This is a genomic window from Saccharospirillum sp. MSK14-1 (assembly GCF_003054965.1).
Lineage (GTDB): Bacteria > Pseudomonadota > Gammaproteobacteria > Pseudomonadales > Natronospirillaceae > Saccharospirillum.
This window is the reverse complement of record NZ_MIES01000026.1, coordinates 709,869-722,541: the sequence shown is the minus strand read 5'-3', so window position 1 is coordinate 722,541 and position 12,673 is coordinate 709,869. Positions and strand designations below refer to the sequence as shown.

General features: G+C 56.0%; 9 protein-coding genes. 3 read left to right on the top strand and 6 right to left on the bottom strand.

The window, feature by feature from the left end; translation table 11 throughout:
- The first annotated feature begins 156 nt into the window (after positions 1-156).
- Positions 157-1,953, top strand: a complete 1,797-nt coding sequence (locus tag BGP77_RS07375) for a DEAD/DEAH box helicase (protein ID WP_108164064.1) — start codon at positions 157-159, stop codon at positions 1,951-1,953.
- Positions 1,954-2,076: 123 nt separating this feature from the next.
- On the opposite strand, the gene BGP77_RS07370 is transcribed toward BGP77_RS07375, so the two are convergent.
- The 4 genes from BGP77_RS07370 to BGP77_RS07355 form a co-directional block, all read right to left on the bottom strand.
- Positions 2,077-2,256 carry a hypothetical protein gene (locus BGP77_RS07370; protein ID WP_108164063.1) on the bottom strand — a complete coding sequence of 60 codons (180 nt, stop codon included), beginning with the start codon at positions 2,254-2,256 and terminating at the stop codon, positions 2,077-2,079.
- The gene (trpC, locus tag BGP77_RS07365) at positions 2,256-3,059 is read right to left on the bottom strand and encodes an indole-3-glycerol phosphate synthase TrpC (protein WP_108164062.1); all 804 of its coding nucleotides are present in this window, start codon (positions 3,057-3,059) and stop codon (positions 2,256-2,258) included. Before trpC ends, BGP77_RS07370 begins: the two co-directional genes overlap by 1 nt.
- Positions 3,059-4,096, bottom strand: a complete 1,038-nt coding sequence (gene trpD, locus BGP77_RS07360; protein WP_108164061.1) for an anthranilate phosphoribosyltransferase — start codon at positions 4,094-4,096, stop codon at positions 3,059-3,061. The genes trpC and trpD overlap by 1 nt, the downstream gene beginning before the upstream one ends.
- A gap of 64 nt (positions 4,097-4,160) precedes the next feature.
- The gene (locus tag BGP77_RS07355) at positions 4,161-4,760 is read right to left on the bottom strand and encodes an aminodeoxychorismate/anthranilate synthase component II (RefSeq protein ID WP_108164393.1); all 600 of its coding nucleotides are present in this window, start codon (positions 4,758-4,760) and stop codon (positions 4,161-4,163) included.
- A gap of 177 nt (positions 4,761-4,937) precedes the next feature.
- Here BGP77_RS07355 and BGP77_RS07350 point away from each other — a divergent pair, with 177 nt between their 5' ends.
- Together BGP77_RS07350 and BGP77_RS07345 are read left to right on the top strand one after the other, a co-directional pair.
- Positions 4,938-8,342: an ATP-binding protein gene (locus tag BGP77_RS07350; RefSeq protein WP_108164060.1), complete on the top strand. Its 3,405-nt coding sequence runs from the start codon at positions 4,938-4,940 to the stop codon at positions 8,340-8,342.
- Positions 8,339-9,247 carry a response regulator transcription factor gene (locus BGP77_RS07345; protein WP_108164059.1) on the top strand — a complete coding sequence of 303 codons (909 nt, stop codon included), beginning with the start codon at positions 8,339-8,341 and terminating at the stop codon, positions 9,245-9,247. The genes BGP77_RS07350 and BGP77_RS07345 overlap by 4 nt, the downstream gene beginning before the upstream one ends.
- A gap of 6 nt (positions 9,248-9,253) precedes the next feature.
- Here BGP77_RS07345 and BGP77_RS07340 read toward each other — a convergent pair whose 3' ends face one another.
- Positions 9,254-10,888: a tetratricopeptide repeat protein gene (locus BGP77_RS07340; RefSeq protein ID WP_108164058.1), complete on the bottom strand. Its 1,635-nt coding sequence runs from the start codon at positions 10,886-10,888 to the stop codon at positions 9,254-9,256.
- Complete coding sequence (locus tag BGP77_RS07335; RefSeq protein WP_108164057.1) at positions 10,888-12,525, bottom strand: DUF4034 domain-containing protein; 1,638 nt, start codon at positions 12,523-12,525, stop codon at positions 10,888-10,890. The genes BGP77_RS07340 and BGP77_RS07335 overlap by 1 nt, the downstream gene beginning before the upstream one ends.
- Positions 12,526-12,673: the final 148 nt, after the last annotated feature.

The window sequence follows — 12,673 nt, the reverse complement described above, 5'->3', positions numbered from 1 at the left end:
CGACGAAACGTCACAGCGCCAGGGGTTGGTAAGGAGCCCGTTAGTCGATCCCGCTTCGGCGGTTGTGCCCGATACGTTTCCACTCTGTATCGCCCTCGAACACAGGCTCCTGTCGCAGTCTGTATCCGGCCAATGCCGGACCTCGAGGAAAATAGCATGACAACTGAAAGCCCCCATTTCTCTGAACTGGGCCTGGCTCCGGCGTTGCTCGAAACTTTGAGCCGCCTGGGTTACGAAACCCCCACTCCCATTCAGCAACAAGCCATTCCTGCGGTTTTGGACGGTCAGGATGTACTTGGCCTGGCGCAGACCGGTACTGGTAAAACCGCAGCCTTTGCACTGCCGCTGCTCAGCCGCATGGACACCAACAGCCGCGAACCGCAAACGCTGGTGCTGTGCCCAACGCGTGAGTTGGCCATTCAGGTTGCCGAGGCCTTCCAGGCGTACGCCAAAGACCTGCCCAACTTTCACGTACTGCCGATTTACGGCGGTGCCGATATGCGCAACCAGTTGCGCGGCCTGAAGCAAAACCCACAAGTCATCGTCGGCACACCGGGCCGGGTGATGGATCACTTGCGTCGTAATTCCCTCGACCTGTCGAACCTGCGCCATCTGGTGCTCGATGAAGCCGACGAAATGCTGCGCATGGGTTTTGTTGAAGACATCGACTGGATTCTCGAACACACCCCGGCGGAAAAGCAGGTCGCCTTGTTCTCGGCGACCATGATGCCGCAGGTTAAACGCCTGACTCAGCAATACCTGAAAAACCCGACACGCATCGAAATTAAGGCGAACGAAACCTCACTGGGCAACATTGAGCAGTTTGTCTGGCACGTGGGCGGCATCGACAAGCTGGATGCCCTGACCCGCATTCTGGAAGTGGAAGAATGGAACGCCGTTATTCTGTTTGTCCGCACCAAGGTAGAAAGCCAGTTCCTGGCGGAAAAACTCGCGGCCCGCGGTCATGCCTGTACCGCCATCAGTGGCGACGTTGCTCAGAAACAGCGTGAAGACATCATCAACCAGTTCAAGAAAGGTAAGCTGGATTTGTTGATTGCCACCGACGTCGCCGCTCGCGGTCTGGACGTTGAACGCATCAGTCACGTCATCAACTGGGACATTCCCGGTGACGTACAAACCTACATTCACCGCATTGGTCGTACCGGTCGTGCCGGCCGCTCTGGCAAGGCGATCATGTTCGTCAAACCGCGCGAGCGTCGTTTGCTGCGCGACATCGAACGCGTCACCAAAGCGGTCATCAAACCGTATCCGCTGCCGAACGCGGCTGAACTGGGCGAACATCGCGCCGCGGCTTTCCGCGCCGATCTGGAAAACCGCATCGAAACCGCCGACCTCGGTTTTTTCCGCGCGCTGGTCGATGGCTGGGTGGAAAGCGATGGCATCGAGCTGCGCGATCTGGCGGCTGCTTTGACCATGATGGCGCAGGAAGATCGTCCGCTGCAGATCCCGGAAGATCCAAAACCACGCCCACCACGTGAACGTGCCGAGCGCGGTGAACGCGGTGAGCGTCCACGTCGCGAACGTGGCGAACGCCGTGAACGCGGACCCAAGCCCGACAAACCGCTCGATTACGATGCGCAGAAATACCGTCTGGATGTGGGTCGCAAAGACGGCGTCGAACCGGGCAACATCGTTGGCGCCATCGCCAACGAAGCCGGCATCGAAGGTCGCTTTATCAACAACATCTCCATCCGCGACAGCTACACCCTGGTCGACTTACCGACCGGCATGCCGAAAGAAATTTTCGAGCAGCTGCGCAAAACCCGGGTGAAAGGTCGTCCGCTGCATCTGCGTGTCTGGCATGACGATGACAAGGACGCGCCACGCGGTGATCGTTCACGCAGCGACAAGCCCAAAGGTGATAAGCCGAAAGGCGCACCACGCAAGCCGCGGGCAAAAGCGCCGCATCGCAAAGGTAAGGACGCTTCTTAAAACGGGAGGCGCTTAACGCATGCTTCGCTGGCGGGAGACGCCGATTAGCGTCACGACGGGTTTCGCGACTAAGCGTCTCCCGTCTCCCGTTAAGCGTCTTGCATTTTCTTTTAAGCTAAACGCTTAAAAGAAAAAGTACCGAATCGCAAAGGCAATCAACACCAGCGGAACCAGGATACGAATCCATTTGCTGTACATTGCCATCTGTTCGTCAGAGACTTCAGAACCCCGCGCCGAGGTCACCTTGAGCACGATCACAATGGCAACAAATAAAACCAGTAAAATGGTAACGATGGGTGGCATCAGACAACTCCAAACAATTCATTCAAACGTGAACCGGGATCATCCGCACGCATAAAAGCTTCGCCCACCAGAAAACCGTGAATGCCTTCCGACTTCATCAACTGCACATCGGCCGGTTCGAGAATGCCGCTTTCGGTAATCAAGGTACGGCCGTCATCGACCATGTCTTTCAGCGTCAATGTCGTATCGAGCGTTAAATTAAAGGTGTGCAGATCACGGTTGTTAATGCCGATTAACGGTGTCGACAACATCAGTGCCTGACGCATTTCCTCAGCGTTGTGAACTTCCACCAACACGTCCATGCCCAGCTCTATGGCCTGATCGTGCAAGGCTTTTAATTGCGCTGGTTGCAAGGCGGCGACAATCAACAAAATGCAGTCAGAACCGATGGCACGTGCTTCGGTAATTTGATACGGGTCAACCAGAAAATCTTTGCGGATAACCGGCAATGAACAGGCCGCGCGTGCGGCTTTCAAATAGTCTTCATGACCCTGAAAAAAATCGCGATCAGTCAGCACCGACAAACAGGCCGCACCGCCTTTTTCATAACTGCGAGCGATGGCTGCCGGATCGAAATTTTCACGCAACACGCCTTTCGAGGGCGACGCCTTTTTGACTTCAGCAATCACTGCCGATTGTCCGCGCTGCACGCGCTCGGTCATCGCGCGGGCGAAACCGCGTGGTGCCGGCTGCTCCTCAAAGCGTTGCTCCAGATCGCTGACGGAAACCTGCGCCGAGCGCTCTGCAATTTCTTCGGCTTTGCGCGCCAGAATTTTCTTTAAAATGGTCGGAGTGTCGTTCATCAGGCCCCTGCCAACGCGTCCGTAAAGGCCGCCAGTTCTTTCATTTTTTCAAACGCCAAACCGGTAGAAATGGCATCCTGTGCCATCGACACACCGGCTTCCAATGTTTGCGCTACGCCCGCGGTGTAGATGGCCGCACCGGCGTTGAATGCAATCAAATCCGCCGCGCGGGCCGCGACTTCATCGTCGGCACCGCTCAGCGCTTCGCGAATCAATTGATAACTCTGTTGCGCCGAGCTAACCGCCAGACCGGACAAGCCCTGAGTCGCCAAACCCACGTCTTCCGGGCGCACGGTGTAGGTGGTCACCTCACCGTTTTTCAACTCCGCCACTTCGGTTGCGCCGCCGATACTGAACTCATCGAGGCCATCGCGCGAATGCACAACCAGCACATGGTCACTGCCCAAACGGTGCAACACATTGGCCAGCGGTTCGCACAGGTTGGCGCTGAACACACCGATCACCTGGCGCTTCACACCGGCCGGATTGGTCAGCGGGCCAATCAGATTAAAGATGGTGCGCATGCCCAATTCTTTGCGTGGGCCAATGGCATGTTTCATCGCTGAGTGATGGGCTGGAGCGAACATAAAACCCACACCCACCGAATCAATCGCGCGTGCCGTTTGCTCCGGCGTCAGGCTGATGTTGATGCCTGCGGCTTCCAACAGATCGGAACTGCCAGAGCTGGATGACACGCCCCGGTTTCCGTGCTTGGCAACCCGAGCACCGGCAGCAGCGGCCACAAAGGCCGCGGCGGTCGAAACGTTGAACAAATCCTGGCCATCGCCACCGGTGCCACAGGTATCAATCAGATGATCGCCGTTCACCTCAACCTTGGATGACAACTCGCGCATCACCATGGCCGCGCCAGTGATTTCCTCGATGGTTTCACCCTTCATGCGCAAGCCCATCAGGAAGGCGCCAATCTGGGCATCGGTGCATTCACCGGTCATGATCAGGCGCATCACCGCCTGCATTTCATCCTGACTGAAATGTCCGTGTTCCGAGATGCGTTTCAACGCGGCTTTAATGTCCATAACGGCGGCTCCTGGCAGGCTTGAATCAGTGACGACCGACTATATCAGATCGCATCGGCGAGGTTCACTCCAAGCCGCCCCAGGCTTCAATCTGGCGCAGAAAATTCGCCAACAGGTCATGCCCGGCCTGAGTCAGAATCGACTCGGGATGAAACTGAACACCTTCAATCGGCCAGTGTCGGTGGCGTAAGCCCATCAGCACGGCCGCATCGCCTTCATGCACCCAGGCGGTGGCTTCCAGTTCAGACGGCAGACGATCGGCATCGACCACCAAGGAGTGATACCGCGTCACCTTCAGCGGCGTCGGCAAACCGGCAAACACCCCAACGTTGTAGTGCGTCACGGCTGACGTCTTGCCATGCATGACACTCGGTGCATGAATCACCTGGCCGCCAAACAGCTGAGCGATGCACTGGTGCCCCAGACACACCCCCAGAATGGGTAAGCGACCGGCACAGTGTTCAATCGCTGCCATCGAAATACCGGCGTCATCGGGCGTACCCGGCCCGGGCGAAATCATCAGACCATCGGGTGCCAGGGCGTCAATGTCGGCCAAGGTGGTGGCATCGCTCTGCCAAACCACGACCTGCGCACCCAGCTCCTGAAGGTAGTGCACCAGGTTGTAGGTGAAGGAATCGTGGTTATCGAGCATCAGAATGCGCATAAAACGGTCGGCCCGGCGGAAACGGCTGGCGAGTTTAGCACTGGCACAAAGACTGCTGTAGAGGCAGTGAGCAGGTAATGCGGGCACACTGCCCGGCGGCACCTCAGCGCCAGCCCACCCACAACGCACCAAAACAGGGCGGTGCGCGCACCCTAACAACGCTAACGAGCCAATGGCATGACCGCCTCCCAGAAAATCTTCAAGGTACGCCGTCACTACAACAAGTGGGTCGCCAACCAGACGCTGGAAGACTATGCGCTGCGGTTTACCGCTCACAAAGGCCGGCGTATGAGCATCGACCGTGTCGGTCATACCGCACTCGGTGCCACCGCCTTTTTAGCGCTCGAAGGCATCGCTGCAGCGGTCACACTGAGTTATGGCTTTATTAATACCGTCGCGGCCATGCTGGTGGTCTGTGCGCTGTTTTTTATCACCGGTTTTCCGATTACCTATTATTCGGCCAAGCACGGCCTGGACATCGATTTACTGACACGCGGCGCCGGTTTTGGCTACCTCGGCTCCACCATCACGTCGCTGATCTACGCTTCCTTCACCTTTATTTTTTTCGCCATCGAAGCGGCAATTTTGGCCTCCGCCCTAAAAGCCTTGCTGGGCATTCCGTTAGCGATTGGTTACTTCCTCTGCGCGGTCGCTGTCATTCCCATCGTCACTCACGGCATTCGCGCCATCAGTAAATTCCAGGCTGGCTCGCAATGGATTTGGTTAGCGTTGCAATGCGCTGCGCTGGCGGTCGTCATTGTGCACGATTTCAATTCCATTCCCGACTGGACGCACTTTGCCCCGGCCGAGCTGCCCGCCGCCGGCGACTTCAATATTCTGCTCTTCGGCGCCGCCGCCTCAGTCTTTTTTGCACTGGTGGCGCAGATTGGCGAACAGGTCGACTACCTGCGCTTTCTACCGGAAAAAACCTCAGCCAATCGCAAACGCTGGTGGTTTTGGTTGATCCTCGCAGGCCCCGGTTGGGTGGTGTTCGGTGTGATTAAGATGCTGCTCGGTTCCTTTCTCGCGTTTCTCGCCATTCGCCAGGGCATACCGGCCGAAACCGCGTCTGACCCAACGCATATGTATCAGACGGTGTTTTTCTACCTGACTCAGTCCGATGCCATGGCACTGATATTGGCCGCGCTGATGGTCATCCTCTGCCAGATGAAAATTAACGTCACCAACGCTTACGCCGGTTCCATCGCCTGGTCGAATTTTTTCTCCCGCTTAACCCACAGCCATCCTGGCCGTGTCGTCTGGCTGGTGTTCAATGTCACCATCGCGCTGATTCTGATGGAGCTGGGCATCTACCAGTCACTGGAAGCCATTCTTGGCGTCTTTGCCATCGTCGCCGTCAGCTGGTTGTGTTCTCTGTCGGCGGATCTGCTGATCAATAAACCGCTCGGATTAAGCCCGGTCCACGTCGAGTTTAAGCGCGCTCATCTGTACGACATCAACCCGGTCGGCACTGGTTCCATGCTGATTGCCACCGCGCTGGGGATGGTGGCGTACCTGGGCTTGTTTGGTGAAGTCGCCGCCACCCTGGCGCACTTTATCAGCCTGGCCACCTGCTTTGTGTGCGTGCCCGCCATCGCCTGGCTGACCAAAGGCCGTTACTACCTGGCGCGACAATCACCCGAACTGATTCCGCTGGCGCAACCCAAAACCGCCGCCGCTCATCAAACGTTAACCTGCGGTATTTGCGAAAACGATTTTGAAGTTGAAGACATGAGTTACTGCTCAGCCTACCAGCAACCGATCTGTTCGCTATGCTGCTCACTGGACGTGCGCTGCCTCGACAGCTGCAAACCCCAGGCGCGTTTGTCACAACAATTGATCGACTCGCTGCGCGTGTTATTACCCGTCAAAGCGGTGCGTTGGGTGAACTCGCGACTGGGTCGATTTGTGGCCATTCTGCTGATCATCAATTTATTAACCGCCGCACTTTTGGCGCTGATCAATCGCCGTATGTCACCAACGACGCCCGGCGAAATTGCACTGCTTGATCAGACCATGGGCACGTTGTTTTTCACGTTATTGATCGTCTCCGGCGTGATCGCCTGGCTGTTCTTATTAGCGCACGAAAGTCGGGTGGTGGCGCAAAAAGAATCCAATCGACAAACGCAAAAACTGACCCGCGAAATTGAAGCCCACCAACGTACTGACCTGGAGTTGCAACGCGCCAAGGAACTGGCCGAACGTGCCAACGCAGCCAAAAGCCGATACCTGACCGGTCTCAGTCACGAGCTGCGCACACCGCTGCAATCGATCCTTGGTTATGCCCAGTTGTTGGCCGACCGCAACGACACACCGGCAAACCACCAACATGGCCTGGCGACGATACGCCGCAGTGGCCAATACCTGACCGATTTAATTGAGGGCTTGCTGGATGTCTCGAAAATCGAAGCCGGACGCCTCGATCTTTATCGCAACCGGGTGCAATTACCAGAGTTGATCGATCAGCTGGAAACCATGTTCGCCATGCAGGCTGACGCCAAAGGCATTGAGTTTTCCTGCATCCGTCACGACCCGCTGCCGAAAACCGTTATTACCGATGAAAAGCGCTTGCGACAAATCCTGATCAACCTGTTATCCAACGCGGTGAAATATACGCAAAGCGGTTCGGTCACCGTCGATATTCACTACAAAAATCAGGTCGCCGATTTCGCCATTACCGACACCGGCGCCGGCATTCCCGATACCGCTTTAGAACGCATTTTCGATCCGTTCGAACGAGTACGGAATGCCGATACACCCAACCTGCCCGGCACCGGTTTAGGGTTGACCATTGTAAAACTGCTCACCGAAATTATGGGCGGCAACCTGAATGTCGACAGTGAACTGGGCGTGGGCAGTCGTTTCAACGTCAGCCTGATGCTGCCCTGGGTGACCAGCGAGGCCGATGCCACCGATCAACCACGCCGCATTGTCGGTTACGAAGGTCTACAACGCACCCTGTGCGTCGTCGATGATGACCCGGTGCTACGCGGTCTGTTAGCCGACTTGTTGATTCCGCTGGGCTTCACCACCTTAGAAGCCCACGACGCCGAAAGCTGCCTGACCATGCTCGACAAAGTCAGCCCCGATCTGTTCTTGCTCGATGTTTCCATGCCCGGCATGGACGGACTGGAACTGGCACGAGCGCTGCGCAGCCGCGACATCGAAGCGCCCATTGTGATGCTGTCAGCGGACGCCCAGGAACACCAACGCGACCCGAGTTACCAAAACGCCTACGACGACTACCTCGTCAAACCCGTCAGCAACCAGCGTCTGCTCGACAAAATCGCTGTGCATCTGAAACTCGATTGGACGTATCAACAAGATGACGACCCCGTCCAGCACCACCAACCCGCGCCCAGTCCAACACTGAACAAACCGATTCCGCTCCCCGATCATCCGCTGCTGCGAGAGTTAAAAGCCTACGCCGAAATCGGCCATCGGCGTGGCGTCATCACCACCCTGGAACGGCTGGCCGAAGCCACGCTGATTCCGGCTCAGGCGCAACACCATTTCGAAACACTGGCCGGGCGGCTGCAATTCGATAAACTGGCGCAACACTTGGAGTTCGAGCCGAAATGACCGATCGCAACGACATTGTGTTGGTGGTAGACGACTCACCCGATGCGCTCGGGCTGATTCATGACGCCCTGGAAAACGCCGGACTAGACGTGTTATTGGCACTGGAAGGCAAACAGGCGCTGACCATCGCCAAACGCATTCGACCCGACATCATTTTAATGGATGCGGTCATGCCCAATATGGATGGTTTCACCGCCTGCGAAACCCTCAAAGCCGACCCGGCGCTGGCCTCCATACCGGTGATTTTTATGACCGGTCTGACCGACACCGACGACATCGTCCGCGGTTTGGAAAGCGGCGGCGTTGATTACCTGACCAAACCCATCAACCCCAACGAACTGCTGGCGCGAATGCGCGTTCACCTGAACAATGCCCGCCTCACCACCAGTGCGCAAACCGCCCTCGACCGCACCGGGCAAAACCTGTTAACCGCCAGCCAAGACGGACAGATTCGCTGGGCGACGCCCCAAACTTACGCGCTTTTTGCCCGCGCCGGTGCCAATGATGACTGGCTCAGCCGCGACCTGGCACCGCGCCTCAGTGACTGGCTCAATCACCAACCCGAACCCGGCCACAGCCTGGCACTGGAACACCCGGAGTATCCACTGTCGCTGCGCTTTGTTGCCCGTCCCAGCGAAGACGAAGTTTTATTGCGCTTAATCGATGGCGAACGTGCGTCTGGTGCGGATGTTTTAAAAGCCGAATTACCACTGACCGACCGCGAAGCCGAAGTGTTGTACTGGGTCGCCAACGGCAAAACCAATCGCGAAGTTGCTCAAATATTGGAGCTGAGTCCGCGCACGGTGAACAAACATTTAGAACAGGTGTTTGCTAAATTGGGGGTGGATAATCGAACGGCCGCGGCGGGCATGGCATTGAAGAAATTAGCACTGGCCGACGCCTGAACAGCGCTAGTATCTCGCGATAAATTCCTCTAAAACGTCCTGACTTACGTTCTGATAAATTCGGTGTATCTGGCTCACTTCGTGATCTTCCTCCGGGTCCGAATACCGTTCACGAACCGGCTCGATATAGTCGTCCTGAAGATGGCTTGTGAGACGAACTCGATCTGCAAAATAAAACGCTACGTCACGCCAGGTATCAATGTCCCAGTCGAGCGCTTCAAGGTACGGGCGAACGTCGGCATCCAGCTTACTGGCCGTAAAAAACTCATCGATATGAGCGTCTAATCGAACGCGTTGTCGACCTCGAATATCGGGATACAGCGCGTCGCGTGCGCGTTCCGCCAGACTTTCAACAAACTCGAAACTGGGAATACTGTATAACGTCAGGTCAATAAAATAATCCGTACTTTGAAAGTCCGGCGTGTACAACCCCAACTCGTCCCTGACCCAACTTCGGTATACCAAAATCGCAGGCGACAGAGGCCTGAGATCCAAAGCCTTATCATAGGCACGCCGCGCGGACTGGTAATCGTCAGAGTCATAATATTTGTTGCCGAGCTTGGCCCACCCATCGAATGACGTCGGGTACCGCTCGGTATATCGCTGCGCCGCCGTGATGGTTTCAGACGGCTTTAAGCCATAACACGTACAGAAGGCCATGGCTAACAGCGTTTCATTATCGGGCGCTATTTCCATGGCCTCTAACAACAGACGCCGCGCCTGATCGGGTTGCTCGAGTTGCCAGTACAAGGCAATCATATCGATGTAGAGTTCCAGCCACGGGTACTGTTTTTCCAGCAAAGGCTTGAGAATAACCAGGGCGCGTTCAGGATCTGCTTCATCGTCATAGCCGTCACGCACGTCGCGTGCGTAAACCAGACGCCGATAATCGGCCAGCCTTGATAGGTACGGATAGATATCGACGTTTTTTAAATAACTCTGCATCAATTCATACTGGAGATCATAAGACCCACCGAAATGTAACCGGGCACTGTCGAGTACCGCGGCTGCCACATAAAAACTGCCCGGCACTCGCCGAACGGCTTGCTGGCGAACGGTTTCAAGTTCTTCAAGGCTGCCCGTCCAATGTAGGTTTTTTAAAAGCAGTCGATAGGCATATGGAAGATCCGGGTGGCGTGTTATGGCAAACTCCAGCAAGGCCCGGTTTTCTTCACGCAGTAGCGCAGCCTGATGCAATTGGTACGGCGGTATCTCTTCAAACTCTTCTAAGCCCATTTCGGACCAAACCGACAGATACAGCAACTGCGATTTCAGCATCAGAGCGTGATAATTATCCGGCTCGCTCAGCGCCCAATGATGGATAACGGCTTGAAACGAGTCGTCGAGAATAACGCTGTCCGTATATAGCCGAATGCACTGTCGTTCCGTTTGCGGGTCAATGGCGACCGCCTGAATGCAGGGTGCCAATAACAGTTCAATTGCGGGTATGTTGCGCTCAGCAATGAGTGCTGTGAGCTGCTGAATCTGCTCATTCAGAGTCGCGTCATCGAATGCCGATGAATTCGATGGAGAATTCAGGTCGGCGGTTACACCCACCTTTAGGTGTAATAAAGCCAGGAGCAGGCAGAGCAGTTTCGAAAGATCAATCGGGCAAAAACCGCCGCGGTATTGCACACCCATCAACTGGTCATCCCACCACTGGTCAGCGGCAGTTCCTGACTCTGCCGATAAATAAATTCCTGCACCAACGCATTCACGGTTTGGCGGAACAGCACGTCAAGATCGGCCACGGCATGGTCGTCCTGATCGTTCGGAAAACGCAGTCGCACACGCTGGCGATAGTCGACGTCCAGGTCATCGGCAATTCCGGCCTGGTCAAACAAAAAGGTGCTCACCGCCTGCCAGGTTTCCAAATCCCAACCCAGCTCTGCAAGCTGCTGATCGAGCTTTGGCGTGAGGTTGGTGCCATTCAGATGATCGATCAAAGCCCGGTCGAACGCCTGCAATTCGCTGGTGCTCAAGCGCGGTTGTGCCTGGCGCCGGACGTTGTTGCGCACCTGCGCCATTTGCAGCTCCAATTGCAGACTGTCGAGCACCAGTGACTGATAATAGTCAATGGACGGCGGGCTCGGTTCCGGTTGCTCCAGCACGGCCAAAGCGCCGCGTCGATAGCGTTGCATTTCGGCATCCAGAGGGCGCAATGTCAGGGCGTGTTGCGCCGCATCTAAGGTGGCCTCGTGATCGCCCTGATTTAAATAATCGCGTGCCAGATTACGCCAGCCATAAAACGCGGTTGGGTAACGCGCCACATAACGCTCATTTAAAGCCACCGCCTCATCCAGGCTTAACCCGAAACAAGTACAGGCGGATGTGGCTACTATAAATTCGTCGTAAGGCGCCGCTTCGACGGCGGTCAAGATGGCATGGCGCGCCGCCGACAAGTCACCCAAACGAGCATTCACATCCGCCAGTGCCCAGTACAAACGGGGCCAGTCATATCCCAGATCGACCAGCGATTGCAGTTGTTCACGCGCATGGCTCGGGCTTTGAAACAGAGCGCCATTCATCGGCGTATTCCAGCTCTGCAAAAACGTGGCATAGGCCGCAATCCGATTGGCAATCGCATCGTCTGCCTGATGACCATAGTCGGCCACCACGCTATCCAGCCGACCATACACACTCATCCCGCCCGCCTGATTGGCATCCAGATAAGCTTTGGTCACCACCAGGCTTGTCGGCACCCAGAAACGGGCACGCTGATACACACTTTCGACGCTGTCCATTTCATCTTCGTCACTGAGCAGATGAATGGCACCGGCATAGGCGTAGGACAAATCCGGACGCAGCGACATGGCCACTTCGAAATGCGATTGGCCCAAGGAACGCAAGGCCGTAGCGCGTTGACGATAAAAAGATGGGGTGTTGCGCGGGTAGTGCCGTCCCTGTTCAGCCCAGGCGGCATGCGCTTGTACTTCGCCCATCAGCAGACGAGCGTGATAGTTGGTCGGCTCGGTTTCCAGCCAGTGTTTGACGGCGTCGATAAAGGGTTGATCGAGGACGGCGATGGCGGCATACAATTCGGCACAGCGAACTTCCAGAACCGGCTGATCGAAGCTTTCGTTCAAACACGAAAGCAGGCCGTCATTAACCCGCGCATAATCACGCTGGCGAATGGCGCCCTGCAGCGTTTCGGCCTGAGACATAACCTCAATCGGGCCAAAATCCTGAGCTGGTTTCAATACAGAGGAACGAATGGGTGCATTGCTTTGGCACGCCACCAACCACACTGAAAGTCCCAGCAAAAGTAGGCGTTTCATAACGACTTTCCCCAGCGATCACCCGCAATGGATAATCCCAATAACCCAATTAAGGCGAAGTCACCGCTGCACTCAGCGATACGGCCATACAGCTTCGCAACCCCAGGGTGCCTTGTCCAAAGAGTTTGTGTGTCTAAACGGACAGAAA